The sequence below is a fragment of the Ramlibacter sp. genome (assembly GCF_013697775.1).
Taxonomy (GTDB): domain Bacteria; phylum Pseudomonadota; class Gammaproteobacteria; order Burkholderiales; family Burkholderiaceae_C; genus Ramlibacter.
In genome coordinates this window covers 1-24,837 of sequence record NZ_JACCWG010000371.1, presented here as the reverse complement: position 1 = coordinate 24,837, position 24,837 = coordinate 1, and the positions used below count along the sequence as shown (strand labels likewise).

The 24,837-nt window shown below is 68.7% G+C and carries 29 protein-coding genes and 1 pseudogene; 10 read left to right on the top strand and 20 right to left on the bottom strand.

Annotation, left to right across the window (positions count from 1 at the left end; translation table 11 throughout):
• The first annotated feature begins 547 nt into the window (after nucleotides 1–547).
• Together H0U68_RS18840 and H0U68_RS18835 are read left to right on the top strand one after the other, a co-directional pair.
• A complete protein-coding gene (locus tag H0U68_RS18840) occupies nucleotides 548–1,222 on the top strand; it encodes a phytanoyl-CoA dioxygenase family protein (RefSeq protein WP_296358395.1) in 675 nt (224 codons plus the stop codon).
• A 249-nt stretch (nucleotides 1,223–1,471) separates the two neighbouring features.
• The gene (locus H0U68_RS18835) at nucleotides 1,472–1,708 is read left to right on the top strand and encodes a GNAT family N-acetyltransferase (RefSeq protein WP_296358394.1); all 237 of its coding nucleotides are present in this window, start codon (nucleotides 1,472–1,474) and stop codon (nucleotides 1,706–1,708) included.
• Between the two features lie 31 nt (nucleotides 1,709–1,739).
• On the opposite strand, the gene H0U68_RS18830 is transcribed toward H0U68_RS18835, so the two are convergent.
• The 7 genes from H0U68_RS18830 to H0U68_RS18800 form a co-directional block, all read right to left on the bottom strand.
• On the bottom strand, nucleotides 1,740–2,162 hold the full coding sequence (locus tag H0U68_RS18830; RefSeq protein WP_296358392.1) for a carboxymuconolactone decarboxylase family protein: 423 nt from the start codon (nucleotides 2,160–2,162) through the stop codon (nucleotides 1,740–1,742).
• Between the two features lie 264 nt (nucleotides 2,163–2,426).
• Entirely contained in the window at nucleotides 2,427–2,675 is a 249-nt protein-coding gene (locus tag H0U68_RS18825) for a hypothetical protein (RefSeq protein ID WP_296358390.1), read from the bottom strand.
• Between the two features lie 99 nt (nucleotides 2,676–2,774).
• A complete protein-coding gene (locus H0U68_RS18820; RefSeq protein ID WP_296358389.1) occupies nucleotides 2,775–3,263 on the bottom strand; it encodes a hypothetical protein in 489 nt (162 codons plus the stop codon).
• A 178-nt stretch (nucleotides 3,264–3,441) separates the two neighbouring features.
• Nucleotides 3,442–4,278, bottom strand: coding sequence for an urease accessory protein UreD (locus H0U68_RS18815; protein ID WP_296358387.1), 837 nt, complete (start codon nucleotides 4,276–4,278; stop codon nucleotides 3,442–3,444).
• A 12-nt stretch (nucleotides 4,279–4,290) separates the two neighbouring features.
• Nucleotides 4,291–5,067: an ABC transporter permease gene (locus H0U68_RS18810; protein ID WP_296358385.1), complete on the bottom strand. Its 777-nt coding sequence runs from the start codon at nucleotides 5,065–5,067 to the stop codon at nucleotides 4,291–4,293.
• A complete protein-coding gene (locus H0U68_RS18805; protein ID WP_296358383.1) occupies nucleotides 5,064–5,876 on the bottom strand; it encodes an ABC transporter ATP-binding protein in 813 nt (270 codons plus the stop codon). The genes H0U68_RS18810 and H0U68_RS18805 overlap by 4 nt, the downstream gene beginning before the upstream one ends.
• Nucleotides 5,873–6,910 carry an ABC transporter substrate-binding protein gene (locus tag H0U68_RS18800; RefSeq protein ID WP_296358381.1) on the bottom strand — a complete coding sequence of 346 codons (1,038 nt, stop codon included), beginning with the start codon at nucleotides 6,908–6,910 and terminating at the stop codon, nucleotides 5,873–5,875. The genes H0U68_RS18805 and H0U68_RS18800 overlap by 4 nt, the downstream gene beginning before the upstream one ends.
• Nucleotides 6,911–7,245: 335 nt before the next feature.
• On the opposite strand from H0U68_RS18800, the gene H0U68_RS18795 reads away from it, so the two are divergent.
• The gene (locus H0U68_RS18795; protein ID WP_296358378.1) at nucleotides 7,246–7,512 is read left to right on the top strand and encodes a GlsB/YeaQ/YmgE family stress response membrane protein; all 267 of its coding nucleotides are present in this window, start codon (nucleotides 7,246–7,248) and stop codon (nucleotides 7,510–7,512) included.
• 120 nt (nucleotides 7,513–7,632) lie between these two features.
• Nucleotides 7,633–7,761 (top strand): hypothetical protein, encoded by a 129-nt coding sequence (locus H0U68_RS18790; protein WP_296358376.1) that lies wholly within the window; start codon nucleotides 7,633–7,635, stop codon nucleotides 7,759–7,761.
• A gap of 24 nt (nucleotides 7,762–7,785) precedes the next feature.
• Here H0U68_RS18790 and H0U68_RS18785 read toward each other — a convergent pair whose 3' ends face one another.
• From H0U68_RS18785 to H0U68_RS18770, 4 genes are read right to left on the bottom strand one after another with little or no spacing between them, the layout of a single operon-like run.
• Nucleotides 7,786–9,009, bottom strand: coding sequence for an ArgE/DapE family deacylase (locus H0U68_RS18785; RefSeq protein WP_296358375.1), 1,224 nt, complete (start codon nucleotides 9,007–9,009; stop codon nucleotides 7,786–7,788).
• On the bottom strand, nucleotides 9,006–10,802 hold the full coding sequence (gene uraD / locus H0U68_RS18780) for a 2-oxo-4-hydroxy-4-carboxy-5-ureidoimidazoline decarboxylase (RefSeq protein WP_296358373.1): 1,797 nt from the start codon (nucleotides 10,800–10,802) through the stop codon (nucleotides 9,006–9,008). The genes H0U68_RS18785 and uraD overlap by 4 nt, the downstream gene beginning before the upstream one ends.
• 1 nt (nucleotide 10,803) lies before the next feature.
• Entirely contained in the window at nucleotides 10,804–11,748 is a 945-nt protein-coding gene (gene puuE, locus H0U68_RS18775; protein WP_296358371.1) for an allantoinase PuuE, read from the bottom strand.
• Nucleotides 11,745–12,410 (bottom strand): GntR family transcriptional regulator, encoded by a 666-nt coding sequence (locus H0U68_RS18770; protein ID WP_296358397.1) that lies wholly within the window; start codon nucleotides 12,408–12,410, stop codon nucleotides 11,745–11,747. The genes puuE and H0U68_RS18770 overlap by 4 nt, the downstream gene beginning before the upstream one ends.
• 76 nt (nucleotides 12,411–12,486) lie before the next feature.
• On the opposite strand from H0U68_RS18770, the gene uraH reads away from it, so the two are divergent.
• The gene (gene uraH / locus H0U68_RS18765; RefSeq protein WP_296358369.1) at nucleotides 12,487–12,849 is read left to right on the top strand and encodes a hydroxyisourate hydrolase; all 363 of its coding nucleotides are present in this window, start codon (nucleotides 12,487–12,489) and stop codon (nucleotides 12,847–12,849) included.
• Nucleotides 12,850–12,865: 16 nt separating this feature from the next.
• Here uraH and H0U68_RS18760 read toward each other — a convergent pair whose 3' ends face one another.
• Nucleotides 12,866–13,390 carry a hypothetical protein gene (locus tag H0U68_RS18760; protein ID WP_296358367.1) on the bottom strand — a complete coding sequence of 175 codons (525 nt, stop codon included), beginning with the start codon at nucleotides 13,388–13,390 and terminating at the stop codon, nucleotides 12,866–12,868.
• A gap of 77 nt (nucleotides 13,391–13,467) precedes the next feature.
• On the opposite strand from H0U68_RS18760, the gene xdhC reads away from it, so the two are divergent.
• Both xdhC and H0U68_RS18750 read left to right on the top strand, forming a co-directional pair.
• The gene (gene xdhC, locus H0U68_RS18755; protein WP_296358365.1) at nucleotides 13,468–14,280 is read left to right on the top strand and encodes a xanthine dehydrogenase accessory protein XdhC; all 813 of its coding nucleotides are present in this window, start codon (nucleotides 13,468–13,470) and stop codon (nucleotides 14,278–14,280) included.
• Between the two features lie 9 nt (nucleotides 14,281–14,289).
• Nucleotides 14,290–15,489: a urate hydroxylase PuuD gene (locus H0U68_RS18750; protein WP_296358363.1), complete on the top strand. Its 1,200-nt coding sequence runs from the start codon at nucleotides 14,290–14,292 to the stop codon at nucleotides 15,487–15,489.
• On the opposite strand, the gene H0U68_RS18745 is transcribed toward H0U68_RS18750, so the two are convergent.
• The 5 genes and pseudogenes from H0U68_RS18745 to H0U68_RS18725 form a co-directional block, all read right to left on the bottom strand.
• On the bottom strand, nucleotides 15,490–16,089 hold the full coding sequence (locus H0U68_RS18745) for a M15 family metallopeptidase (protein ID WP_296358361.1): 600 nt from the start codon (nucleotides 16,087–16,089) through the stop codon (nucleotides 15,490–15,492).
• A 19-nt stretch (nucleotides 16,090–16,108) separates the two neighbouring features.
• Complete coding sequence (locus tag H0U68_RS18740; RefSeq protein ID WP_296358359.1) at nucleotides 16,109–16,309, bottom strand: hypothetical protein; 201 nt, start codon at nucleotides 16,307–16,309, stop codon at nucleotides 16,109–16,111.
• Nucleotides 16,310–16,406: 97 nt separating this feature from the next.
• A pseudogene (locus tag H0U68_RS18735) lies at nucleotides 16,407–17,286 on the bottom strand (NAD(P)-dependent alcohol dehydrogenase).
• Nucleotides 17,283–18,086 carry a DUF899 family protein gene (locus tag H0U68_RS18730; protein WP_296358357.1) on the bottom strand — a complete coding sequence of 268 codons (804 nt, stop codon included), beginning with the start codon at nucleotides 18,084–18,086 and terminating at the stop codon, nucleotides 17,283–17,285. Before H0U68_RS18730 ends, H0U68_RS18735 begins: the two are co-directional and overlap by 4 nt.
• 80 nt (nucleotides 18,087–18,166) lie before the next feature.
• Complete coding sequence (locus tag H0U68_RS18725) at nucleotides 18,167–18,670, bottom strand: DUF2938 domain-containing protein (RefSeq protein ID WP_296358355.1); 504 nt, start codon at nucleotides 18,668–18,670, stop codon at nucleotides 18,167–18,169.
• 106 nt (nucleotides 18,671–18,776) lie between these two features.
• On the opposite strand from H0U68_RS18725, the gene H0U68_RS18720 reads away from it, so the two are divergent.
• From H0U68_RS18720 to H0U68_RS18710, 3 genes are read left to right on the top strand one after another with little or no spacing between them, the layout of a single operon-like run.
• Nucleotides 18,777–20,090: a glycerate kinase gene (locus H0U68_RS18720; RefSeq protein ID WP_296358353.1), complete on the top strand. Its 1,314-nt coding sequence runs from the start codon at nucleotides 18,777–18,779 to the stop codon at nucleotides 20,088–20,090.
• A gap of 26 nt (nucleotides 20,091–20,116) precedes the next feature.
• A complete protein-coding gene (locus tag H0U68_RS18715; RefSeq protein ID WP_296358351.1) occupies nucleotides 20,117–21,169 on the top strand; it encodes a virulence RhuM family protein in 1,053 nt (350 codons plus the stop codon).
• A 56-nt stretch (nucleotides 21,170–21,225) separates the two neighbouring features.
• Nucleotides 21,226–21,576 carry a cupin domain-containing protein gene (locus H0U68_RS18710; RefSeq protein ID WP_296358349.1) on the top strand — a complete coding sequence of 117 codons (351 nt, stop codon included), beginning with the start codon at nucleotides 21,226–21,228 and terminating at the stop codon, nucleotides 21,574–21,576.
• Between the two features lie 9 nt (nucleotides 21,577–21,585).
• Here H0U68_RS18710 and H0U68_RS18705 read toward each other — a convergent pair whose 3' ends face one another.
• The 3 genes from H0U68_RS18705 to H0U68_RS18695 form a co-directional block, all read right to left on the bottom strand.
• Nucleotides 21,586–22,878: an aminotransferase class V-fold PLP-dependent enzyme gene (locus tag H0U68_RS18705; protein ID WP_296358347.1), complete on the bottom strand. Its 1,293-nt coding sequence runs from the start codon at nucleotides 22,876–22,878 to the stop codon at nucleotides 21,586–21,588.
• A 46-nt stretch (nucleotides 22,879–22,924) separates the two neighbouring features.
• A complete protein-coding gene (locus H0U68_RS18700; RefSeq protein ID WP_296358345.1) occupies nucleotides 22,925–24,142 on the bottom strand; it encodes an MFS transporter in 1,218 nt (405 codons plus the stop codon).
• Between the two features lie 38 nt (nucleotides 24,143–24,180).
• Nucleotides 24,181–24,837 (bottom strand): peptidase dimerization domain-containing protein (locus tag H0U68_RS18695; RefSeq protein WP_296358343.1); only part of this gene is annotated, 657 nt, incomplete at its 5' end.

The following is a 24,837-nucleotide window of genomic DNA, read 5'->3' as shown; positions in this document are numbered from 1 at the left end:
AAGCTCCTGCTGCGTCTGCCCATCCAGCTCAATCGACTTGGCGACCCGCATGGCATCACACCCCCTTGGCCATCGGAGTATGCCTTCGAGCGAAAGTTCAACTAATTCGCGCGCACTACACTAGGTCTGGCTTTCGTACTGTTGCCGTTCTTGTTTTCTCTCGTGGTGTATGCCGCGGCGACAAAGCGCGTGGGGAGCGCATTTGTCGTGCTGGCGGCGAGTATTGCGGCATCGTTTGAAACGATGTCGATTGCGTGGGGGCCTGGTGATTGGGCATGGTCGCGAGTTGCCGTTGCCGCTCTCCTGGTAGTGCTCGTGCCTTGGCTTTCGGTCCTCGCGTTTGCTTGGTTCGTCCCGCTTCGCCGTTCATCTCGGTGGTGGGCGGCTGCTGCACCGTTTGTGTATTTTCTAGCCTTCCTGGGCGGAGCTGTGCTGGGCGACACCACGGGGTGGATACCTCAGTGATGACTGAGAGGTCGTTCGTCGTCGCCCAATTGAACGGTCTAGCACCGATCTTCATGTCCGATGCTTGCGACTCGTCGAATCCATGACGACAGAAAGCCTTTCGATTCAAGGCTTCGCGTGCGTCGCAGGTGTGCTGCTGCCCGAGGAATGCAAGCGCTTGGCCGCGCACCTGGACACCGCTGCCTCTGCGCTGGCGGGCACGCGGCAGCTCCTGTCTCACGCGTGGTGCCGGGCGCTGGCCAAACGTCTTCGCACCCACCCGCAGCTCACCGGGACGGTGCCTGTGGATGACGTGGCGGTGCAATGCACGTACTTTTCCAAGTCGGTGAACAAGAACTGGCTGGTTCCGGTTCACCAGGACTTGAGCATTCCCGTGGCCGAGAAGGTCGAGGCACCAGGATTTCACGCCTGGTCGATCAAGGAGGGCGGTGTGTTCGTGCAGCCACCGACTTCGCTTCTCGAGCGCCTCGTCGCCGTCAGGGTGCACCTCGATCCCTGCGCCGAGTCCGATGGACCGCTCCAGGTTGTCCCCGGCTCACATCTGCAAGGCGCCCTGGCGCCGGCGAGGGCACATGCAGTGCGCGATCAGTCCGGCACCGTCACATGCGCGCTCGGCATCGGTGATGCGCTTGTCATGCGGCCGCTGCTCTTGCATGCGTCATCCAAGGCAGGCGGCGCGAGCGCGCGCCGCGTGCTTCACTTTCTTTTTGCTCCGCGCGAGCTGCCACACGGGTTGCGGTGGCCGCATGCGATCTGACGCCCGGTTTTCTTGCGGAACATGCCAATGCGACTGAAACGGCCCTCGTCAGGATGCAGGCCATGTCGCCCCTCATTTGACCCGCGTGCGAGGCGGAGTCCGCCGCCGTGCAAGACTGCGTGGTCGCCGCGTTCACGCCCTACATCGCCCGCATTGGCAAACCACCGGCACCAATGCTCCTGGACTTCGCCGCCCTTATCGCTGCCGGGGCGTGTCTGGATCGCGCAGCTGCAGTCCCAGGTTGTTGGCGTGCTCGTGCAGTACGGGACAGCTGGAGGCTTCTACATCGATACAGTCGCGGTCGCTCCTGCATACCACGGCACGGGCATCGGGCGCGCGCTCCTGGAGTTCGCGGAGGCCGAAGCTGTGCGCCGCGCGTTCACGTCGCTCTACCTGTGCACCAATTCCAGGATGACGGAAAACCAGGCGCTCTATTCGAAGATCGGCTACGTGGAATACGACCGGAAACCTCAGGCGGGGGCATGACCGGATCTTCTATCGCAAGCAGCTGCCGACGTTATGAACGGGGCTCGGCCGCACCGCCCACATCGAACACCCCATCCACCCCCACCTGCAGCCCCGTCGCCAGGTGGTTCGTCTTCGCCGCCAGCGCGATGATAGCCAGCAGTTCCGCGTGCTGCGCGTCCGTCATTCCCTTGCCCTTCGCCGCGGCGGTGTGCGAGTGCACGCAGTAGCTGCAGGCGTTGGCCACGGACACCGCGATGTAGACCATCTCCTTGGTCAGCGGGTCCAGCTGCGTGGGCGTGGCCATCAGGCGCTTGACCTCGGCCCAGGTGCTTTCGAGCAGCGCGGGGTCGAAGGCCAGCGCGTGCCACAGGTTGTTGATGAAGTCGGCTTTGCGGGTGGCGCGGATGTCGTCGAACACCGCCTTCACGCGCGGATCGGATTCGGGGTTCGCGAGTTGCCTGGTAGTGGCCATGGAGATGCTCCCTTGAACGCACTGTGGTGTGTGCCGCCGCATTGTGCCGGCATGCCGGCTCGGGCCCATGTGTAGGTACCTGCCGACCATGCGTCGCGCCCGCGCCCCGCATGCGCGAATCACGCGCGGCGGTATCTTGAAGACTGGAAACTTCACTAGGAGATTGAAATGCCCATCATCCTCTGGCTGCTTGGCGTGCCGCTCTCGATCGTGCTGCTACTGCTGCTTTTCGGTGTGCTCTGACGCCTGACCCAAGAGGCCGCGTCAGGGCTTTTTGCGGACCTCTTCCATCTGATCGAGGGTGCGCCCGGAGGCATCTCCGCGGTCGCCGCCTTCCACCTCGGGCCCCCCATCCGGCGGGCCCTTTTCTTCGTCCCCCTGGTTCGCATACGGCTGGCGCCCCTTGCCGCCGTCCCAGCTCACCTCGTTGCGGTAGCCGTGCGCGGCCCGCGTGTGCGCAGGGTCCTCGCCGATGCCCTTGTCGTCCTGGTTGCCGTTGGTGTTGTCGTTCATGCCGATTCCTGCGCGATCAAAATGAATCGCCCCGCCTAGGCTAACGCCTGAAGCGGGGCGAGATGTAGGACGGCGCGCCGCGCCGCCGGATGCCAGCTCTTACTTGTTGGTCGGAACCAGCACCACCGGTTCGGAATTGGTCTGCGGCTGGATGGTCACCGAACTGGCGCCGGCCGGCAGAACCACGGTTTCCACTTCGCGGATCACGCCGCCGCCGGCCACGGTGCCTTCAGTGCTGCCGTAGCCCATCATGCGGGCTTGGCAGGCCGCCTTGTCTTCGCCTGCCAGCACTTCGCAGCGAGCGCTGGCGTTGGATTGCGGACTGCCCGAGGTGTTCAGCACGCCGCGCTGCTTGTCGGCCTGTGCGTTGCGCGCTTCCTTCAGGCAGGTGGCCTGGTCCTGCTGGGTCTTGCCGGTCATGCAGGCGTTCACTTCCTGCTGGTAGCTGCCGGAGGCGTCGATGCCGGTGGCACCGGCCGTGCCCGCCGCCCCCGCCACCTGCGCTGTGGCCGCGCCGAGCGCCAGCAGGGCACAGATGCCGTACGACAGGATGCTCTTGGCCGGGGCGCGCATGTTGGTGGTGTTCATTTCGGGGCTCCTTGCGATATTCGATGTTCGATGGATGAAGTGTGGGCTGCCGGCGATGTGCGCGATGCCGGAGAGGGGTCCGTCGTCACCAGGGCGCGCGGCGGGTGCGCCCGTAGGACGCTCCTTGCAGTCGAGCAATCGCCGATGCCGCGGCGGGCAGTTGGCCTACGGCGAAGGGCTACAGGGCCCAGCCGCGCGGCGCTGCCGCGGAAAGATTCCACAGCTCCGTGCGCCAGGTGGCGCGGATCGCCTTCAGCAGCAGCAGCGCCGGCTCCACCAGCGGCGCCAGTGCGCGCACCACGACCACGCGCGCATCCGGCGCGGTGGCGCCGGCGATGCAGGCCTGCGCCTGGGGTTGCGCATCGATGCAGGCGCGCGCCACGTCCAGCGCGCGGTCGCGGCGGGCGCGCGGCAGTGCGCTGCCGGCCAGCAGGAACATCGTGGCCATGCAGCGGTGGCCGGCCAGGCCCAGCGGGCCATCCATCAGCCGGGTGTCGTGCGCGTCGATACGGCCGCGCTCGAGCCAGGCGTTGTCGAGCTGCAGGTGCTGCAGCACGCTGCCTTGCACGAAGGGCTGTCGCGCCTGCGGCAGGCCCAACGCCATCACGTCCCAGCCCATGGCTTCGGCACCGGGCGCCAAGTCGAACACGGCGTGGTTCTCGGCGCGGCAGCCGCTGTAGTACAGCGATTCCAGCGGAAACCACTCCAGCCGGGCATTGGCCTCCAGCCGCAGCCGGGCCTGCTGCACGGCCGCCTCGCCGTCGGACCGGTAGAAGCGTGACGCGCCGGGCGTGGTGACCAGGCCGTGCGCGCCGGCGTCCACGTGGACGCGCAGGTCCAGCACGTCGCCGCCCACCAGCCCGCCGGGCGGGTGCACCAGCACGTTGTGGCACACCGCGTCGCCTTCCGGATACAGGCTCTGCAGGATGCGCAGCGGGCCTTCGTGTTCGAAGCGGGCGACGGTTCGGCCGGCTTCGACGCGCAAGTTCAGGCTGAGGCGGGCGTGCCAGGGCATCGTGTCAGGGACTCAGGCGTCCTGCGATCCCCGGTGCGCCCAGGCCGTCGTGTGCTTCTCCACGTAGCTGAACAGCTCGTACATCGCCATTGCCATTGCGCTGATCATCACCAGCCCGGCGAACGCAAGCGGCATGCGCTGCTGGCTGCCCGCGGTCTGGATCAGGTTGCCGATGCCGGAATCGCCCGCCGTCATCTCGGCCAGCACGGTGCCGACGAAGGCCAGCGTGATCGCGATCTTCAGCGAGCCGTAGAAGTACGGCAGCGAGCGCGGCAGGCCCACCTTCACCAGCACGTCCAGGCGCCTGGCGCCCAGCACGCGCAGCACGTCTTCCAGCTCGGGTTCCAGCGTCGCCAAACCCGTGGCGATGTTCACCATGATCGGGAAGAACGAAATCATGAAGGCGGTGAGGATGCCCGGCCCGATGCCGATGCCGAACCACACCACCAGGATCGGCACGATGGCCGCCTTCGGGATCGCGTTGAAGCCGACCATCAGCGGGTACATGGCCGCGTACGCCATGCGCGAGGAGCCGATCAGGAACCCCAGCAGCACGCCGAACACGATGGACAGCGCGAAGCCCACCATCGTCACCCAGAAGGTCGACCACGCGGCCTGCAGCAGCGGCCCCTTGAACTCGGCGAACTGCTGCGCGACCTGCCAGGGGCTGGGGAACAGGTAGTCGGGCACGGACAGCGCGGTCACGACCGCCTGCCACAGCACCAGGAAGGCGGCCAGCAGCACCAGCGGTGCCCAGCGCTCCATCGCACGGCGGCGCTGCGGGGTCATGCCGGCGTCCCCGCCGCCGCCCGCGCCGCGCCGATGTGGCCGCGCAGCTCGTGCACGATCTCGCCGAAGGCCGGCGTGTAGGTCAGCTCCAGGTCGCGCGGGCGCGGCAACGGGATCTCCTTGCGCGCGACGAAGCGGCCCGGGCCGCGGCTCATCACGTACACCGTGTCGGCTAGGAACACGGATTCGCGCAGGTCGTGCGTGACCAGAATGACGTTGAAGCGCTGCTCGGTCCACAGGTCGCGCAGGATGCACCACAGCTCCTCGCGCGTGAACGCGTCCAGCGCGCTGAACGGCTCGTCCAGCAGCAGCATCTTGGGCTGGTGGATCAGCGCACGGCAGATGCTGGCGCGCTGCTGCATGCCGCCCGACAGCTGCCACGGGTACTTGTCCTCGTAGCCGCCCAGGCCCACCTTGCGCAGCAGCGCGCGGGCGCGCTCCTCGTACTCGGCGCGCCTGGCCTTGAAGCTGCCGCGGTACGGCTCCACGATTTCCAGCGGCAGCAGCACGTTGTCCACGGCGGTGCGCCAGGGCAGCAGCGACGGTGCCTGGAACGCCATGCCCGAGATCTTCAGCGGGCCGGTGACCGGCTGCCCGTCGATCAGGATGCTGCCGCGCGAGGGGCGCTTGAGCCCGGTGGCCAGCTTCATGAAGGTGGACTTGCCGCAGCCCGAGGGCCCGACGATGGCGATAAAAGCGCCCTCGGCCACCTCGAGGTCGATGGCCTCCACCGCGAACTGCCCGGCTGCCTCCAGCTCCTCGTTGTAGGCCAGCCAGACGTCCGAAAAGCGGATGAAGCCGCCCGTCATTTCCTGGCCGGCGGCAGTACGTTCAGCTCGGCCTTGGACGGCAGGAAGGAGCCGTTCCACACGGTGTCGGCGTTCACCCGCGTCTTGGTGGCAAAGGCATCGGACACCTGCGAGGCCATCAGCGCCATGCGGCCGGGGTTGACCACGCCGAAGCCCTCGGCGCGCGCGTCGGCACTGGCCACCACGTCGGTGATCGCCATGCGTAGGCGCCGCTTCTCCAGGTCGGTGTTGATGATGCCGTCGCGCTGCTTCACGTACTCGATGGCCGCGTCCGGGTTCGCCATGACCTCTTTCGCGCCCCGGGCGAAGGCGCTCAGGAAGGCCTTCACCGCGGCCGGGTTCTCCTTCACCAGCTTGGGCGAGGCGATGATCACGTTGCCGTAGAGCTTCACGCCGTGCTGCGCATAGGGCAGCACCACCACGTCATCGAGCTTCACGCCGCGCGCTTCCAGGTTCAGCAGCGAGGTGAAGGTGAAGCCGGTGATCGCGTCCACCTCGCCGCGCGCCAGCATGGTTTCGCGCAGCGGCGGGTCCATCGACACCCAGGTGGCGCCGGCGATGCCGTTGGCCTTCTGGAAGATCGGGAAGGCCCGGCGGCCGGCGTCGAACACCGGCGCGCCGAGCTTCTTGCCGCTCAGGTCGGCCGGCGCCTTGATGCCGGACTTCTTCAGCGCCATCACCGCGGCCGGCGTGTTGTTGTAGACCATCATCACCGCCACCGGCTTGTTGGCGGCGTCGGGGTTGTTGGCGTGGAATTCCATCAGCGCGGCCAGGTCGGCGAAGCCCATGTCGTAGGTGCCGGAAGCCACGCGCTGCACGGCGGCGCCCGAGCCGGTGCCGGCGTCCACGGTCACGTCCAGCTTCGCTTCCTTGAAGTAGCCCTTGGCGGCGGGCAGCAGGAACAGCGCGGCCGGGCCTTCGAAACGCCAGTCGAGCTGGAACTTGATGGGCGTGAGCGGCTGCGCGACAGCGCCAGCGCAGCCGGCGGCCAGGGCCAGGGCGGTGGCGGCGCGCAGGAAGGATCTCTTGTTCATCGGGACTCCGGGGCAGGAAACAGCAGGCAAAAAGACGGGCTTCCACAAGCAAGACGCGGGCCCGGCACGGCCGAGCACGCTGATTGTCGGGGCGCACGGGGCCTGTCCGATTGGGAATTCCCCTGGTGGCAACCTGGCCGGGCAGTAGGGGTTTTCTGACGCAGCCACGGGACGGGCTCGCACCCCCGGCTGTAACACCCGACTACGCCTGCGCTTGGCAGGCCCGACCATAGTCAATAGCACCGGCCGATTCTGAAGGGATAGGCAGGTGGGTGCGATCCGAGAGGGCGCGCTTGCTATCAACAACACGCCGTACGCGGCAAAAGGAGTATGAAATGGGTTTCATCGTTTGGTTGATCATTGGCGGTATCGTGGGCTGGCTTGCCAGCATGATCATGCGCACCGACGGCCAGCAGGGCATGCTGCTGAACGTGGTGGTGGGTATCGTCGGCGCCTTCTTGGGCGGCTGGCTGATCTCGCCGCTGGTCGGCGTGGGCACGATCAATGACGGCATCAGCATCGGTTCCGTGGTGGTTTCGCTGGTCGGCGCGGTCATCCTGCTGGCCATCGTGAACCTGTTCCGCCGCGGCCGCGTCCGCTAAGCGGCAGCCGTCGGGAAGTACACAGAACGTCTTGCGGGCCCCCAGGCTCGCGCTATCAAGGCGCCAGGCAGCGTAAGCGGCCGGCGCCTTTTTCTTTTGGGCGAGCTTTTGCCCGGGAGGGTGAGCGAACTGTCCGACGCGGCGATCGCTGATCCGCCGCTTTGCGCTGCGCCTCGGCGCGGCGCCATGCGCCTGCATGCATTGCAGCCCTGCGTGGTGGAGGTGCAGTTCGAGGACGACGCCGACTGACGCGCGCGTCGCGATCAGAAAGCGTCAGCCAAGCAGGTCAAACAAGGTACGCGCCACCACCTTGGTCGCGCCGCGCAGGTCGTCCAGCACGATGTGCTCGTCGGCGCGCTTGGCGTTCGATTCCAGCACCGTGCGCGGACCCGCGCCGTAGATCACGCCGGGAATGCCCGCTTCGCCGTACAGCCGCACGTCGGTGTACAGCGGCGTGCCCATGGCGGGAATGTCCACGCCGAACACGGCGCGGCCATGCTGCTGGATGGCGCGCACCAGCGGTTCGTTGCCGGGCAGCGGCTTCAGCGCGTTGGCCAGCAGCAGGCGCCGCACGTCCACGCGAATGCCCGGCATCTGCGCCGCCGTTTCGTCGATCAGCTTGCGCAGCGCCGCTTCCACCTCCACCGGGTTCTCCTCGGGGATCATGCGGCGGTCCAGCTTGAACATCACCTTGCCGGGCACGACGTTGGTGTTGGTGCCGCCCTCGATGCGGCCGACGTTGAGATACGGGTGGTCGATGCCCGGCACCCTGGAGCGCACCTGTTGGAACAGCGTGTTCTGCGCATAGAGCGCATTGAGGATGTGCACCGCGCCCTGCAGCGCGTCGACGCCGGTGTGCGGCACGGCCGCGTGCGCCATCTTGCCGTGCACCGTCACCGCCATCTGCAGGCAGCCGTTGTGCGCGGTGACCACTTCGTAGCTGAAGCCGGCGGCGATCATCAGGTCGGGCTTGCTGAAGCCCTTGTGCAGCAGCCAGCCGGGGCCCAGCTCGCCGCCGAATTCCTCGTCGTAGGTGAAGTGCAGTTCCACCGCGCCCTTCAGCGGCTGGCCCAGCGCTTCCAGCGCGCGCAGGGCGAAGGTGTAGCTCGCGAAATCGCTCTTGCTCACGGCGGAGGCGCGGCCGTACAGCTTGCCGTCGGCGATCTCGCCGCCGTAGGGGTCGCGGGTCCAGCCTTCGCCGGGCGGCACCACGTCGCCATGCGCGTTCAGCGCCACGGTCTTGCCTTCGCCGAAGCGGCGCCGAACCACCAGGTTGGTGATGGACTCCATGCCCTGCGCGCGCACGGCCGATTCGGTGACGGCGAACTTCTCGGCTTCGAAGCCGAAGCCCTGCAGCAATTCGGCGGTGCGCTCGGCATGCGGCGCGTTGTTGCCGGGCGGCGTGTCGGTGGGCACGCGCACCAGCTCCTGCAGGAAGCGCACTTCCTCGTCGAAGTGCGCGTCGATCCAGGCGTCGAGCAAGTCGTAGGCGTTCATGCGGATTGTTCCTCTGCCAGTTGCCGCAGCAGCGCCAGGAAGGCGTCGGCCGCGAGCTGCATGTCGTCGCTGGTGGTGCTCTCCAGCGGGTTGTGGCTGATGCCGGCGTTCTCGCCGCGCACGAACAGCATGGCCTGCGGCATCACCAGGTGCAATTTCATCGCGTCGTGGCCGGCGCCGCTGGGCATGCGGTACAGCGGCACGCCCAGCGTCTCCACCGCACGCTCCCAGCGCTGCTGCCAGTCGGGCGCGCTGGGCGCGGCGGCGGCACGCATGTTCTGCTCCGCCGTGTGGCGCACGCCGCGCCGCGCGCAGATGGCCTGCAGCTCGGCCAGCACGTCGTTCACCAGCGCGTCGCGCTGCGCGTCGTTCGGTGCGCGCAGGTCCAGCGAGAACTGGCAGCGGCCCGGCACCACGTTCACCGAGCCGGCCGGCACGCTGAGCATGCCGATGGTGCCCACGCTGTCGCCGTCGCGCGCGGCGCGCTGCTCTACATACAGCGCCAGTTCGGCCACCGCCGCCGCCGCGTCGCGCCGCCGGTTCATCGGCGTGGTGCCGGCGTGGCTGGCCATGCCGGTCACTTCGCAGGTGAAGCGCACGCTGCCGTTGATGGAGGTGACGATGCCCAGCGGCAGGTCCAGCTCGTTGAGCACCGGTCCCTGCTCGATGTGCACCTCGACGAAACCGAGGTACCTGGAGGGGTCGCGCCGCAGCGCGGCGACCGCTTGCATGCTGCCGGGCAGGCCGGCGTGGCGCATGGCGTCGGCCATGGCGACGCCGTCGGCATCCTTCTGGTCCAGCCAGGCCGCGTCGAAATGGCCGGTGAGCGCGCTCGACGCCAGGAAATTGGCGCGGTAGCGCTGGCCTTCCTCCTCCGAGAACGCCACCACCTCGATGCCGAACGGCAGCCGCTCGCCGCTGCGCGACAGCGCATGCACGCAGGCCATCGGCGTGAAGATGCCCAGCCGCCCGTCGTAGCGGCCGGCGTTGCGCACGGTGTCGTAATGCGAGCCGGTGAGCAGCGTCTTCCCCGTTCGCCCTGAGCCTGTCGAAGGGCCAACGGGGTGGTAGCGCCCCACCACGTTGCCGACCGCATCAATCTCCACCTCGTCGAAGCCGCATTCGCGCATGCGCCCCGAAATCGCCATGGCGCAGGCGCGGTGCGCGTCGGTGAGGTAGGTCACCGTGAGCTGGCCGTTCTGCGAAAAGCCGGGGTCGCTGTGCTGGGCCAGGTCCTCGTGCCAGTCCCACAGCAGGTTGCCGAGTTCGGGTTCGTGGCCGAAGCGGTCGTTCAACCGCAGCTCGGCGATGCGGTGGATGTTGCGCAGCGCCTCGGCGCGTTCGAAGTCCGGGTGGTTGTCCAGTCGGCGCTCGAACGCCGCGATGATCCGCGCCCGCGCGAGCCCGCTGCCGCGCGGCCCGCGCACGGCCAGGATGAACGGGAAGCCGAACTTCGCGTTGTAGGCCGCGTTGAGTTGCTGGATGCGCGCGAATTCCTCGGGCGTGCACTGCGTGAGGCCCGCCGCGCTCTGTTCGCCGGCCGATTCGGCCGTGAGCGTCTTCGCCACCATGGCCTTGCCGGCGAGCTCCGGATGGGCGCGGATCAGCGCGAGCTGTTTGTCCGGCGTAGCTTCGCGCACTACCGTCGCCATCGCGTGCTTCAGCTGCGCGAGCGACGCGAACGGCCGCCGCGCCAGCGCCTGTTGCGCGATCCACGGCGAATGCTCGTAGATGCCCTCCAGCAGCGCCACCGCGCCGGCCGCCGTGTTCAGTTGTTCCAGCGTCAGCGCCATGTCATTCCTTGAAAGGGTGGACCTGCTTCCAATGGCGCGCGATGTCGATGCGCCGGCACACCCACACGCGGTCGTGCCGCGCGATGTGGTCCAAAAAGCGTTGCAATGCGACCATGCGGCCGGGGCGTCCCAGCAGCCGGCAGTGCATGCCGATGCTCATCATCTTCGGCGCTTCGTCGCCTTCGGCGTACAGCACGTCGAAGCTGTCGCGCAGGTACTGGAAGAACGGGTCCGCGTGCGAATAGCCCTGCGGCAGCGAGAACCGCATGTCGTTGCAGTCGAGCGTGTAGGGAACGACCAGGTGCGGCACCACGGCGCCGTCGGTGCGGCGCACCTTCATCCAGAACGGCAGATCGTCGCCGTAGTAGTCGCTGTCGTATTCCAGCCGGCCGTCGTCCACCACCAGCCGCCGCGTGTTGGGACTGTCGCGGCCGGTGTACCAGCCGAGCGGGCGCTCGCCGATCATCCGTTCGATGGTGTCCAGCGCAAGGCCCATGTGCGCGCGCTCCACCGCTTCGTCCACGTGCTGGTAGTGGATCCAGCGCCAGCCGTGGCAGGCGATCTCGTGCCCCAGTTCCTTGAACGCGGCGGTGAGTTCGGGATGCCGCTGCAGCGCCATGCCGACGCCGAACACGGTGAGCGGCAGCCCGCGCCGCTCGAACTCGCGCAGCAGGCGCCACACGCCGGCGCGCGAGCCGTATTCGTAGATGCCCTCCATGCTCAGGTGCCGCTCGGGATACGACGCGGGATTGAACATTTCGGAGAGGAACTGCTCGGACCCGGCATCGCCGTGCAGCACCGCGTTCTCGCCGCCTTCCTCGTAGTTCAGCACGAACTGCACGGCGATGCGCGCGTTGCCCGGCCACTGCGCATGCGGCGGGTTGCGGCCGTAGCCGGCCAGGTCGCGCGGATAGGGCGCGGTGGAGTCGTAGATGCGGTGCGTCATGCCAATGCCACCGAAATGTCGTGCGTGGGCGCGGGCCGGTCGAACGCCAGGCTCTCTTCCACGTGCAGCAGATGTTCTTCCATCAGTTCGACGGCGCGCTCGGCGTCGCGCGCGGCCAGGGCCTTGACGATGTCCACGTGTTCCTCCTGCGAATGCTGCTGCGCGCCGGGGCGCTGGTACATCAAGGTCACCAGCGAGCTGCGCGACACCAGGTCGCGCAGGATCTGCGCCAGCACCGTGTTGCCGGTGAGTTCGGCCATGCGCACATGGAAGTCGCCCAGCAGCTCGATGCTGCCGGCCGCGTCGCCGCCCTGCAGCAGCGCTTTCTCCTGCGCGATGTGGTCCTTCAATGCGCGCAGCTTGGCGGGCGTGACGGTGCGCACGAATTCGCGCGTCATCTCGCCTTCCAGCATGCGGCGCACCTGGAACACCTGGCGCGCCTCCTCCACGGTGGGTGCGGACACGAAGGCGCCACGCGCCGGCTCCAGCGTCACCAGCCGGTTCTGCGCGAGCTGGTGCAGCGCCTGGCGCACCAGGGTGCGCGAGACGCCGAAATGATCGGCCAGCTTCTGCTCGGCCAACTTGGTGCCGGGCCGCAAGCGGCGCAGCGCGATGGCGCGGGTGAGCGAGTCGGCGATGTGGCTGGTGGCGGACGGCTGCATCTGCATCGAGCCCGCATGTTAGCCGCCGGCGCAGAACGTGTATACACTTCTGTGGACGATATCACCGGAGACGGCCATGGGCCTGAGCACGCATGTCCTGGACACCATGCATGGCACGCCGGCCACGGGCATGGCCGTGGAACTCCACCGTATGCAGGGCGCTGACGGCAGCACACCGGTGCTGGTCAAGCGCTTCACGCTCAACGCCGACGGTCGCAATCCCGGCGGGCCGTTGTACGACACGGCCAGCCTGAAGAAGGGCACCTACCGCCTGGTGTTCGACGTGGCGGCGTACTTCCGCGCGCGCGGCGTGCAGCTGCCCGATCCGCCGTTTCTCGACAGGGTGGCCCTGGACTTCGGCGTGGCCGACACGGCGCAGCACTACCACGTGCCGCTGCTGGCCAGCCCCTGGAGCTACTCCACCTACCGCGGGTCCTGAGGCGATGGCCGAGCGCTCAGTCCTGGCCTTCGGTCAGGGTGTCCAGCTGGAAGCGGCCGCTCTTGTGCCACAGCCAGGTGTCGGTGTAGACCACCTTGCCCATGCGCGCGGGCACCGGAAAGGGCGCGGCGGCACGCACGGTGCGCTCGATCTCGGCCACCACCTCGGGCGCGTGCTTGGGCGCGCGCATCCAGTCCAGCTTGCGCACGTCGCCGTTGCGGTCCACCTCCACCTGCAGCACGCCCACGGCGTACAGCATGGGCGGCAGGCGCCCCTTCCAGATGCGTTCGCGGTTCAGGCCGTAGATGTGGGTTGCGGCGTCGGCGCGGTAGGCGCGCGGGGTGGCGGCGTTGGAAGGCTGCGCGCGCGCGCCTGCACGGGCGGGCGCGCTGTGGGCGGCGGCGGCCGTGAGCACCGGCTGCGTCACTTCGGCTTCGGCCACCGGCGGCAGTGGCGGGGTGGAACTGCAGGACGCCAGCAGGGCCGTGACCGCGGCGCCGGCCAGGGGAAGGGAAGAACGCAGGGCGGTGAAGGGCTTCATGGTCTTTCCATATTGCTGACCTCGTTCGGGCAAGCCAACTGTTGTCACGAACCGATGCAATGTAAAGCAGTTCGCCCATGACGGAAATCACGGGATTGCCGCAGGACGCGCCCGGGGTGCTGGTGACGGTGCATGCGGTGCAGGGTTCGGTACCGCGCGAGGCCGGTGCCTGGATGGCCGTGTTCGCCGACCGCGTGGCCGGCACCATCGGTGGTGGTCAGCTCGAATTCCAGGCGATCGCCCAGGCGCGCGCGCAGCTGCAGGGCGCGGCCGGTGCGGCCGGTGCGCAGCCGGACGTGATCCGCTATCCGCTCGGCCCCAGCCTGGGCCAGTGCTGCGGCGGCGTGGTGCACCTGCGCTACGAAGGCACGACGGCGGCCGGCGTGCGCGCGCTGCACCTGCGCGCGATGGCGGGCCAGGAGCCGGTGGCGCTGTTCGGCGGCGGTCACGTGGGCCGCGCGCTGGTGGAGGTGCTGGGGCGCCTGCCCTTCGCGGTGACCTGGATCGACAGCCGCGACGAGATCTTTCCCGATGCGGTGCCGGCGAACGTGCGCTGCGAGCATTCCGATCCGGTGCAGGCGGCCGTCCGCGACCTGGCGCCGGGCACGCGCGTGCTCATCATGAGCTTCAGCCACGCCGAAGACCTGGACGTGGTCGCCGCCTGCCTGCAGCGCCTGCGCGAGCGCGACGACCTGCCGTATGTCGGCCTGATCGGCAGCAACACGAAATGGGCGACATTCCGCCGCCGGCTGGAGCAGCGCGGTTTCCGCCCCGACGAACTGGCGCGCATCACCAGCCCCATCGGCATTCCGGGCATCGTGGGCAAGGAGCCGGCGGTGATTGCCGTTGCCGTCGCGGCCCAGCTTTTGCAACAGCAGCAACCCCACTGAACGCACCGCATGGAAAGCTATTTTCTCGACTGGGCCAATCTGCTGCTGCGCTGGCTGCACGTGATCACGGCCATCGCCTGGGTCGGCTCCTCGTTCTACTTCGTGTTCCTGGACAGCAGCCTGGTGCCGCCGGCCGACGGCAAGCTGCGCGCCGAGGGCGCCACGGGAGAGCTGTGGGCCGTGCACGGCGGCGGCTTCTACCACCCGGTGAAGTACGCGGTGTCGCCGCCGGCGCTGCCGCCGCACCTGCACTGGTTCTACTGGGAGAGCTACAGCACCTGGCTGTCGGGCTTCGCGCTGTTCACGGTGTCGTACCTGTGGAACGCCGGCACGTACCTGGTCGACAAATCGCTGATGGACTGGCCGCCCGCTGCCGCGGTGGCGGCGGCGCTGTCGTTCCTGGTGGTGTTCTGGCTCCTGTACGACGGCATCTGCCGCTGGTTCGGCCCGCGCAGGAACGGAGACGCCGTCGTCGGCGCGCTGGTCCTGGTGCTGGTGTGCGCGGCGTCCTGGCTGGCCTGCCACTGGTTCGCCGGGCGCGCGGCCTTCCTGCTGGTGGGCGCGATGATCGCCACGGCCATGAGCGCTAACGTGCTGTTCTGGATCATTCCCGGCCAGAAGACCGTGGTGGCGTCGATCAAGGCCGGCCAGCCGGTCGATCCCATCCACGGCCAGCGAGGCAAGCAGCGCAGCGTGCACAACACCTACTTCACGCTGCCGGTGCTGTTCGCGATGCTGTCGAACCACTACGGCTTCACCTACGGCCATCCGCGCAACTGGCTGGTGCTGATCCTGATGATGTTCGCCGGCGCCGCGATCCGTCAGTTTTTCGTGATGCGGCATGGCTGGAAGCTGGGACGCAACAGGCATCCGGCCGGCTATGCACTGGTGGGCGTGGCGGTGATCGTGGGTGTCATCGCATGGCTGATGCCGCAGCCGACCTCCGCTTCAGCGGCCGCGAACGCCCTGGCCGGCTATGCGCAACTGCAGCCGGTGCTGGCGCAGCGCTGCTACCAGTGCCACGGCGCGCAGCTGCAGATGAAGAACGTGCGGCTGGACACGCCCGGCGGCCTGAAGCAGCATGCGCAGGCGGTGTATCAGCAGGCGGTGGTGGCCAAGACCATGCCGCTGAACAACGCCACCGGCATCACCGATGCGGAGCGGGCGCTGATCGGGCGCTGGTTCGAGGGTGGAGCGAAGGTGGAGTGATCACTCCACCCGCGTGAAGTGCTGCCGCACATGCTGGCGGTCCAGCATGTCGAAATGCCACCATTCGTTGTCGATGCCGTTGAAGCCGCTGTGGACCATGACACGGCGCAGCAGCAGGCGGTTGCGGTGCTGCGCCGGCGTGAGGGCGCCGGTGGCCAGGTGCTGCGCTTCCAGGCGCGGGTGCGACAGCTCGGTCATCTCGTCGAAGCCGCTGCCCATGTCCAGCTCGCGGCCCTGGGCGTCGATCAGCGTCGCGTCCAGCGCCATGCCGAACGAGTGGATGGACCCGCGCGCCGGGTCGGCCACGTATTGGCGCAAGTCGGTGCCGTCGAGGTGATCCCACAGCTGCAGCTGCACGCGGTGCGGCCGCAAGGCGTCCAGCACCAGCAGGCGGTGGCCCGGCGCTTCAAGCGCAAGCATTGCCGCCGCGCGCTCCAGGCCGGTGGCCGCCAGGTGGTGCAGCCAGGCGCAGTCCAGCGACCCGTAGAGATCGCGGCCGACGAAATTGTTCACGCCGGCATAGCGCAGCTCCGCCGCGACGCCAGCCAGGCGCGACAGGTGCCGGAATTCGGGGCTGGAGGCAATGTCTTCGCAGCGCATCGGGGCGAAGCATACGGCCTCAGCCGTGGGTGGATCGCGGCTTGGCGCCGATGTCCCGGTAGATCTCGCGGTGCAGGTGGTCGGCGCGTTCGCGCAACGCCCGGGCTTCGCGGTGCAGATCGGCAGATGCGTCCGCGCCATGCTGCCTTGCCGCGGTTTCAGCGGCCCGTGCCTGCGCGTGCGTCGCGCCCCAAAGACGAAGTTGATCGGTCAGATTCATTGGCGCCAGCCTACACCCCGCCTCCCGGCGGGTGTGCGGATTGCGCCGGCACAGCGTGTAGGACGCCCGTCCACGTCCGCTGTTGCCGGAGGCGTCCTCACAGGTCGAGGCACACCTTCCCGAAGTGCTGTTGCGACTGGTACTCCTCGAACGCCGCGGCGATGTCTGGCAGCGCAAAGCTGCGGCCGATCACCGGCTTCAGGCGGTTCGCCTCGATGGCGCGGACCATGTCCTCCTGGTCCGCCCTGCTGCCGATGGAGATCCCGCTGATGCGGATCTGGTTGGAAAACAGCGCCGGGATCGACACCTGCGCGGTGAAACCCGTCAGCACGCCGACCAGCGCGATGTGCCCGCCCGTCAGGCTCCTGGCCTTCTCGCCCCAGTCCGGCACGGCCTTGTAGTCGATGACGGCATCGGCCCCCAGGCGCCGCAGCGCCTGCAGCTTGCCTTCGGACGACGAGGTCGCGATCACCCGCGCCCCGGCGGCCTTCGCGAACTGCAGCGCGAACAGCGACACGCTGCCGGTGCCGAGGACCAGCACCGTGTCGCCGGGCTTGACCCGGCCGCACACCACCAGCGCCCGCCAGGCGGTAACGCCGGTGCAGGTGAGCGTGGCCGCCTCCGCATGCGTGTAGCCGGCCGGTGCCTTCGTGAAGAAATGCGCGGGCATGCACACGAATTCGCTGGCAAAGCCGTCGACGGTTTCTCCCGGAACGTCGCGCCGGATTGCGGGCGTCATGTCGCCGCCCGGCCAGTAGGGGTAGAACGTGCTGACCACGTGGTCCCCGGCCATCCGACAGGGGAACGCGGCCATCGGCGAGCGGGACCTTTCCCTGCACCGCGAACACGTCGCGGTAGTTCAGCGAGCAGGCCCGGACCCTCACCAGCAGTTCACCCGCGACGGGTTGGCGGCGGTCCTCTTCGACGAGGTCGAGATGGTCCAGGCCTCCCGGCGCCCTGAGCCGCACCAGCTTCACAGGGCGTTCCCCTGGACGGGCAGGGCCGTCCCGTACTCGTCGTGGCGGCGCCACCAGATGCCGGTTTCGTTGCGCCCCAATGGTGCGCGGTCGAGCCACTGGTAGGCGCCCCACAGGCCGTCCACCCCGCGCGAGTAGCCGGAGTAGGTGTGGTGGACCACGCCGTCCTCCAGCACGAAGGCGCTCACGCCCGGGCGCTCGCGCATGTAGCCCGCCACGTCGGTGCCGCTGGCCGCCGCGATGCCGGCCACCGGGCTCTCGCCGCCGTCCTGCCGCCCGGTGCGCCAGCTCACCGCGGGCTCGCGCTGGTAGTTGTAGTCGATGCCGCCCTCGCGCTGCTGCATCTCGGTGAACGTGACGTTGAAGTCGAAGTTGAACTCGCCGCTTCCCGAGGACACCCAGGGAAAGGTCCAGCCCATGCGCTCCCGGTACGCGTGCAGCTTGGCCAGCGGCGCGCGCGACACGGCCGTCAGCATCACGTCGTGGTTGGCCAGGTGCACGGTGAAGCCATCGAAGCCGTCGGCGATCAGCGAGCAGGACGGGCAGCCCGCGGTGAACTCCGGGCCGAACATGAAGTGGTACACGAGCAGCTGCGAGCGGCCCTGGAACAGGTCCTTCAGCGAGGCGGCGCCGGCGCCGGTTTCGAATTGGTAGGCCTTGTCCACGCGCACCCAGGGCAACTGCTGACGGCGCTGCGCCACCGCGTCGCTGCGGCGCGTGAGTTCCTTTTCTTCGGCGAGCAGCGCTAGCCGCGCGGCCAGCCATTCCGCGCGGGTGCCGGTGGTGTGTGTCGTCGTCATCGTTTCGTTCCTTCGCTGTTGGTGAAGCCATGCTAGGCAGCGCCAGCGCGAGGTGTGAGTGACAAACGTGGCGCGATTGGTCAGGCGCGCAATACCAGGCTCTGCAGCCAGGCGGACAAAGCCAGTCCCAGCCCGAACGACGCATGGGTCATCAGGCTGCGCAGGCGCGCGGCGCCGGGCCGCGGCGTCCTGGAGGCGGCAATCCCTGCGCCGAGCGCGGGTTGCAGCACGAAGAACGGTGCGGCGACCGTCAGGACGCCGAACACCAGCGGCAGCGCCACGGTCGGCCGGCGCGCCCATTCCAGGCCGGCGATCGCCAGCAGCATGGCCGCGAAGGCGATGCCGATGGCGTAGTGCGCGCCCCAGCCGATGGCGCGTTCGCCGCGCACCGGCGCCGCCCGCGCGATGGCCTGGTGCACGAACCGGCCGCGCGGCAGATGGCCGATCCAGCGGCCGACCATCGCGTAGTCGAGCGGGACCGTACCGAAACAGCGCTTGATGAAGAGCGTCCAGGCGTCCATCACGGCCGTCGCGCCGGCGCCGACCAGTAGCGTGCGTGCCAGAAATTCGAGCGTCTCGTCCATTGCTTTTCCCCTTCAGCTTGCATGACGGCACACTGTTCCACTTCAAGCCAACCTGAAGTCAAGGGGCGGAGGACGGCGGCTTCGCGTTCGCTTCACAATAAGCGCCATGACCCTGGACCCGCGCCTGCAGCCCCGCGCCTTCCTCGAACACCTCTTCCGCACCGCGGTGCAGCGCGCCCTGCCGCTGCACAACACGGCGCCGTTTCTGCCGCCGCCGCCCAGGGGCCGCACCGTCGTGCTTGGCGCCGGCAAGGCGGGCGGCGCGATGGCGCAAGCGGTGGAGGCGCTGTGGCCGGCCGATGCACCGCTGTCGGGCCTGGTGGTCACGCGCTACGGCCACACGCCGCCGCGTCCCAACGGACTGCCGGCGCGCATCGAAGTCGTCGAGGCAGCGCACCCGGTGCCGGACGCAGCCGGCCTGCAGGCGGCCGAACGCATCCTGGCGCTGGCGCAAGGCCTCACGCCAGACGATTTGGTGCTGTGCCTGATCTCCGGCGGCGGCTCGGCCTTGCTGACGTTGCCGGCCGACGGGCTGACGCTGGCGGACAAGCAGCGCATCAACACGCAGCTGCTGGAAAGCGGCGCCAACATCGGCGAGATGAACTGCGTGCGCAAGCACCTGTCGCGCATCAAGGGCGGGCGGCTCGCGGCGGCCTGCGCGCCCGCGCGCGTGGTCACGCTGGCGATCAGCGACGTGCCGGGCGACGACGTGTCGGTGATCGCCAGCGGCCCGACCGTGCCCGACGCCACCACCTGCGCGGACGCCGTCGCCATCCTGCGGCGCTACCGCATCGACCTGCCGGGCGCGGTGCTGTCCGCCCTGGAGCAGGGCGCGCTGGAGACGCCGAAGCCGGGCGACGCAGCGTTCGCAGGGCAGTCGGTGCACCCGATCGCCACCCCGCGCCAGTCGCTGCAGGCTGCGGCCGAAACGGCACGTGCTGCCGGCCTGGACGCGCACATTTTGAGCGACGAGATGGAAGGCGAATCGCGCGAAGTCGGCAAGGTGCATGCCGCGCTGGCGCGCGCCGTCGCCGCGCACGGCCAGCCGTTCCGCAAGCCCTGCGTGATCCTGTCGGGCGGCGAGACGACGGTGACCGTGCGCAAGCAGGCTGAAGGCACACCACGCGGCCGGGGGGGCCGTGCCGGCGAGTTCTGCCTGGGGCTGGCGCAGGCGCTGCAGGGCCAGGCCGACGTGTGGGCTCTGGCGGCGGACACCGACGGCATCGACGGCGTGGAGGACAACGCCGGCGCCTTCGTCGCCCCCGACACCCTGGCGCGCGCCCAGGCACAGGGGATGCGCATCGACCAGTCGCTGGACCGCAACGATGCGTACGGCTATTTTTCCGCCATCGGCGACTTGGTGGTCAGTGGGCCGACGCACACCAACGTGAATGACTTCCGGGCGGTGCTGGTGCTGTGAATCGGCACGCAACTCACAGAGGGGATATGGACGAACAAGAGCATCGCGGCGCTGAGTTGGTGCTCTACGCCACTCAGGACGGGACGGCCCGATTCTTCCTCCGGACCGAGGATGGATCGGTGTGGCTGACGCAGGCGGAACTGGCAGAGTTATTTCAGACGTCACCGCAGAACATCACCCAGCACGTCGGTGCGATTTACGACGAGGGCGAGCTGAGGCTGGAGGCAACCTGTAAGCAGGACTTACAGGTTCGAACCGAGGGCGCCAGACAGGTACGGCGAACGGTCAAGCTCTACAACCTCGACATGATCCTGGCCATCGGCTATAGGGTGAAGTCGCCGCGCGGCACGCAGTTTCGCCAATGGGCCACGGCGCACTTGAAGGAATATCTGGTCAAGGGCTTCGTCATGGACGACGAGCGCCTGAAGGGCGGTGACCAGGGGGACTACTTCGACGAGCTGCTCCGGCGCATCCGGGACATTCGCGCTTCGGAAAAACGCTTCTATCAGAAAGTCCGCGACCTGTTCGCCCTGTCCATCGACTATGCGGATGATGGCGACGCCACCGCACAGTTCTTCGCCGAAGTGCAGAACAAGATGTTCTACGCCGTCACACGCTGCACGGCCGCCGAACTGGTGGTGCAACGCGCGGACCCGAGCCGCCCCAACATGGCGCTCACGTCCTGGAAGGCCGGCCGCGTCCGCAAGGCGGACGTGATCGTGGCGAAGAACTATCTGGATGCCGGTGAACTGGATCATCTGAATCGCATCGTCACCCTGTTCCTGGACTTCGCCGAGCTGCGGACCACGCAGCGTAAAAATCTGCGCATGGCCGACTGGCGGGCATACGTGGACAGCTTCATGGAATTCAACGACCAGCCCGTGCTGAAAGGGCTGGGCCGCATCAGCCACCAGGATATGACCGCCGTCGTGAACGAGCGCTACGAGCAATTCGATGCAGCGCGGCGAAAAGCGGAAGCCCTGGAAGCCGACCAGGACGACATGCGGATGCTGGAGCAGATGGAAAAACAGCTCAGCGCCCGAAAGATCAGTCTTAAGAAGGGCGGCGGTACGGCCTGAGACGAGAGAGCGGCGACGCCCGCCTACCATCCACAACCAAAGCAACTCGCCGCATCATGACCCTCCACGCTTCCGCCGCCGCGCTGCTCGCGCAACTCCCCGGCAAAACCACGCCCCAATGGCCGCAAGGCGAGCGCTTCATCCGGGCGCTCGCGCACGGCACGATGTCGGTGGAGCTGTATGCGCCCGTCGGCACCGATCCGCAGACGCCGCATGCGCAGGACGAGCTGTACCTCGTGCATGCCGGCACCGCCACGCTGGTGGTCGCTGGCGAGCCGGTCGCGTGCGCGCCGGGCACCGTGGTGTTCGTGCCCGCGCGCGCCGAGCACCGCTTCGAACGCTTCTCGGCCGACTTCTCCGCCTGGGTCGTGTTCTGGGGCCCGGCGGGCGGCGAGGCCGGCGGCTGACTTCGCGCCTCAGCGCATCGCACGCACCACGGCCAGCGCGCGCTCGATGTCGGCTTCGCTGTTGACGATGCCGGCCGAGAACCGCGCGCACGAGCGCGCATAAGGCGTGGCGTTGGCGATCACGCCTGCCTGGCGCAGCCGCAGCGCGACTTCCTTGGGCGCAATGCCCTCCACGTCGAAGCAGACGAACCCGGCGGACAGTTCGCGCGCGCGCGGCGAGAGCAGCCGCACGTGGGACATCTGTGCCAGCCCGTCCTTCAGCGCGCCGTTCAGCGCCAGGATGCGTTCGGCGATGCGCGCGCGCCCGATGCGTTCGTGAAAGCGAAACGCCTCGGCAATCGCCCAGATGTGCTCGTAGGCGAGGAAGCCGCCCGGGCTGACCCAGGCCGCCTGCACCGGGCCGGCCGGCGTGCGCGATTCGCGCCAGGCGTTGGCCGGCTCGCGCGCCATCAGCGACGGAATGGTGGGTCGGATGCGCGCCCAGCTCGCCGCCTTGCCCCAGACGATGCCGGAGCCGTGCGGCCCCAGCATCCACTTGTGCGTGCCCGCCGCGAAGAAGTCGCATCCCATGCGGGCCACGTCCTCGTCGAGCACGCCGAAGCCGTGCACCCCGTCCACCACCAGCAGCACCTGGTCCTCGGGCGCGCGGTCGCGGTTGACGGCGGCCAATGCGGCGGACACGGCGGTGATGGGCAGTACCACGCCGAAGTTGGAATGCACCCAGGTGACGGCAAGCACCCGCGTCTGCGGCCCGACCGCGCTGACCAGCCGGTCCACCATCTCGCCGACCGAGGCGCGCGCGCTGTCCTCGTACAAGCTCACCTGGCGCAGCGTGGCGCCGTAGCGCTCGGCGGCCAGCCGCACCGCCTCGTAGTGCGGATAGAACTCGTGCGTGGTGGTCAGGATCTCCTGGCCGGGGCGCAGCGCGATGCCGTTGTAGACCAGGCCGAGGCCCAGCGTGGTGTTGCCGGTGAGTGCGATCTCGTCGAAGCTGCCGCCGGTGTAGCGCGCGATGGTCTCGGCCACGCGCCGCCACAGCGCCTGTTCGGGGCGCGCGAACATGTTGTCGTTGAGGAACGAGTGCGGATCGCGGTCGAGCGCGTCGCGGTAGAAGTCGATGGCGTCGCGCACCGGCTTGGGGTACGAGCAAAGGTAGAAATTCGACAGGTGCGCGAGCGCCGGATCGAGCTTGAACTGGCCGCGCACCGAGGCCCAGTCCATGGGGTCGAAGTCGTGCGCGGCCTCGAACAGCCGCGGCGGCGGCGGTTCGGTTTTCACTGGAACGGATGTGGCGGTGTGCATCGGAAGCCTCCCTGGCTTGTGTGATGGAGCGTGTCGGGCCTGGGTGTCAGGCCGTGTTGGGGGCGGCCGGCACGGTGGCCGCGCGCAAGGTCAGGCGCCAGAAGGCGAGCGCGGCCGCGCTGATGCCGAATCCGAGCCAGCAGACGCCGCTCCAGCCGACGCGCGCGAACACCGTGGTCGCCGTGATCGCGCCCAGCCCAAGGCCGGCGGCGTAGAACAGCATGTAGCAGCCGACCAGCCGGCTGTGCATCTCCGGGCGGGTCTTGAAGATCATGGTCTGGTTGGTCACGTGCACCGCCTGCCCGCCCATGTCCAGCAGCACGATGCCGGCGCCCAGGATCCACAGCGACTGCGGCAGCATCGCCAACGGCGCCCACGCAGCCATCATGCACAGCAGCGCATACATGGAGGTGCGCTGGCCGTGCCCCTTGTCGGCCCAGCGCCCCGCGCGCGACGCGGTCAGCGCGCCGGCGATGCCGACCAGCCCGAACATTCCGATGGCGGTGTAGGGCAGCTGGTAGGGGGGCTCGCGCAGCGGCAGCGCCACCGCGCTCCAGAACGCGCCCAGCGCCGCGAAGATCAGCAGGCCGAGCATGCCGCGCACCTGCAGCACGCGCTCGGTGGCCAGCAGCCGCACCATCGACATCAGCAGCGCGGGGTAGCCGAGCCGCGCCGGCGCCACGGCCAGGGCGGGCAGCATTTTCATCATCAGTGCCAGCATGCCCGCGGCGATGACGGCGGACACGACGAACACCGCGCGCCAGCCGGCCAGGTCGGCCACGAATCCGGCCAGCGAGCGCGCGCCCAGCACGCCGACCAGCACGCCGCTCTGGATCGCGCCCACGGTGCTGCCGCGCGTGGCCGGCGACGACAGCGTCGCGGCATAGGCGATGGTGCCCTGCGTTGCCGCGGTGCCGAGCAAGCCAAGCCCGACCATGCCGGCCAGCATGGCCAGCGGCGTCGGCGAGATGGACACGGCCAGCAGCACCAGCGCCAGCAGCGCGAGCTCCAGGCACAGCAGCAGCTTGCGGTTCATCAGGTCGCCCAGCGGCACGACGAAGGCCAGCGCCAGTGCGCAGCCGAGCTGGGTGGCGCTGATCACGCCGCCGACCGCGGCGGTGGAGATGCCGAACTCGCCGCCCACCGCGTCGAGCAGCGGCTGCGCGTAGTAGACGTTGGCCACGCTGGTCGCCGCGCACGCGGCCATCAGGAACAGCGTGGTGCGGGGCAGTGGAAGGGCGGGGGTGGGGGTTTCCGTGCTCATGTTCGATGCTAGCAGCCGGCGCATGTTTGCCATCGCTGTCAACTTTCGTATCCGGAGATGAACTCGGAGATCAGGCGGCTGCCGATCGCCACCGCCTCCACCGGAATGCGTTCGTCGGTGCCGTGAATCAGGTTCATGTAGGCCATGCCCTTGGGCATGGCGATCGGCAGGAAGCCGTAGGTCTGGATGCCCAGGCGGCGGAAGTGGCGCGCGTCGGTGGTGCCGGGTAGCAGCATCGGCACCGGAACCGACTGCGGGTAGGCGCCGCGCAGCAGCGCCGCCAGGCGCGCGTACTGGCCCATGTCGAGCGCGGCTTCGTGCCGCTGCTGCGCCTGCACGGAGAAGGTGACGCCCGGCGGGGCGACCCGCTTGATGCGGCCGAGCAGGTCGTCCACGTTGTCGCCGGGGACCAGGCGCGCATCCATGTCGACCACGGCGCTGCTGGGCACCACGGTGCGCTTGGTGCCGCAATGCACCACGGTCGGCGTGACGGACGAGCGCATGCACGAACCGAGCGCGGCCACGCGGCGGCCCAGCAGCTTGAGCATGAGCGGCGCGAACACCGGCATCGCCATCAACCGCAGCACGGCCGAGGCCGGAACCGGCAGCGCCGCGGCCATGGCGCGCAGCATCTCGCGCGCAGCGGGCGCCAGACACACCCGCGGCGCCATGCGGGCGACGCGGCGCACCAGTTC

Excerpts from the sequence above, each read along its gene's own strand:
- H0U68_RS18840 (WP_296358395.1), top strand. The coding sequence starts at position 548 with ATGACGACAGAAAGCCTTTCGATTCAAGGCTTCGCGTGCGTCGCAGGT.
- H0U68_RS18830 (WP_296358392.1), bottom strand. The coding sequence starts at position 2,162 with ATGGCCACTACCAGGCAACTCGCGAACCCCGAATCCGATCCGCGCGTG.
- H0U68_RS18825 (WP_296358390.1), bottom strand. The coding sequence starts at position 2,675 with ATGAACGACAACACCAACGGCAACCAGGACGACAAGGGCATCGGCGAG.
- H0U68_RS18820 (WP_296358389.1), bottom strand. The coding sequence starts at position 3,263 with ATGAACACCACCAACATGCGCGCCCCGGCCAAGAGCATCCTGTCGTAC.
- H0U68_RS18815 (WP_296358387.1), bottom strand. The coding sequence starts at position 4,278 with ATGCCCTGGCACGCCCGCCTCAGCCTGAACTTGCGCGTCGAAGCCGGC.
- H0U68_RS18810 (WP_296358385.1), bottom strand. The coding sequence starts at position 5,067 with ATGACCCCGCAGCGCCGCCGTGCGATGGAGCGCTGGGCACCGCTGGTG.
- H0U68_RS18805 (WP_296358383.1), bottom strand. The coding sequence starts at position 5,876 with ATGACGGGCGGCTTCATCCGCTTTTCGGACGTCTGGCTGGCCTACAAC.
- H0U68_RS18800 (WP_296358381.1), bottom strand. The coding sequence starts at position 6,910 with ATGAACAAGAGATCCTTCCTGCGCGCCGCCACCGCCCTGGCCCTGGCC.
- H0U68_RS18795 (WP_296358378.1), top strand. The coding sequence starts at position 7,246 with ATGGGTTTCATCGTTTGGTTGATCATTGGCGGTATCGTGGGCTGGCTT.
- H0U68_RS18785 (WP_296358375.1), bottom strand. The coding sequence starts at position 9,009 with ATGAACGCCTACGACTTGCTCGACGCCTGGATCGACGCGCACTTCGAC.
- uraD (WP_296358373.1), bottom strand. The coding sequence starts at position 10,802 with ATGGCGCTGACGCTGGAACAACTGAACACGGCGGCCGGCGCGGTGGCG.
- puuE (WP_296358371.1), bottom strand. The coding sequence starts at position 11,748 with ATGACGCACCGCATCTACGACTCCACCGCGCCCTATCCGCGCGACCTG.
- H0U68_RS18770 (WP_296358397.1), bottom strand. The coding sequence starts at position 12,410 with ATGCAGCCGTCCGCCACCAGCCACATCGCCGACTCGCTCACCCGCGCC.
- uraH (WP_296358369.1), top strand. The coding sequence starts at position 12,487 with ATGGGCCTGAGCACGCATGTCCTGGACACCATGCATGGCACGCCGGCC.
- H0U68_RS18760 (WP_296358367.1), bottom strand. The coding sequence starts at position 13,390 with ATGAAGCCCTTCACCGCCCTGCGTTCTTCCCTTCCCCTGGCCGGCGCC.
- xdhC (WP_296358365.1), top strand. The coding sequence starts at position 13,468 with ATGACGGAAATCACGGGATTGCCGCAGGACGCGCCCGGGGTGCTGGTG.
- H0U68_RS18750 (WP_296358363.1), top strand. The coding sequence starts at position 14,290 with ATGGAAAGCTATTTTCTCGACTGGGCCAATCTGCTGCTGCGCTGGCTG.
- H0U68_RS18745 (WP_296358361.1), bottom strand. The coding sequence starts at position 16,089 with ATGCGCTGCGAAGACATTGCCTCCAGCCCCGAATTCCGGCACCTGTCG.
- H0U68_RS18740 (WP_296358359.1), bottom strand. The coding sequence starts at position 16,309 with ATGAATCTGACCGATCAACTTCGTCTTTGGGGCGCGACGCACGCGCAG.
- H0U68_RS18730 (WP_296358357.1), bottom strand. The coding sequence starts at position 18,086 with ATGACGACGACACACACCACCGGCACCCGCGCGGAATGGCTGGCCGCG.
- H0U68_RS18725 (WP_296358355.1), bottom strand. The coding sequence starts at position 18,670 with ATGGACGAGACGCTCGAATTTCTGGCACGCACGCTACTGGTCGGCGCC.
- H0U68_RS18720 (WP_296358353.1), top strand. The coding sequence starts at position 18,777 with ATGACCCTGGACCCGCGCCTGCAGCCCCGCGCCTTCCTCGAACACCTC.
- H0U68_RS18715 (WP_296358351.1), top strand. The coding sequence starts at position 20,117 with ATGGACGAACAAGAGCATCGCGGCGCTGAGTTGGTGCTCTACGCCACT.
- H0U68_RS18710 (WP_296358349.1), top strand. The coding sequence starts at position 21,226 with ATGACCCTCCACGCTTCCGCCGCCGCGCTGCTCGCGCAACTCCCCGGC.
- H0U68_RS18705 (WP_296358347.1), bottom strand. The coding sequence starts at position 22,878 with ATGCACACCGCCACATCCGTTCCAGTGAAAACCGAACCGCCGCCGCCG.
- H0U68_RS18700 (WP_296358345.1), bottom strand. The coding sequence starts at position 24,142 with ATGAGCACGGAAACCCCCACCCCCGCCCTTCCACTGCCCCGCACCACG.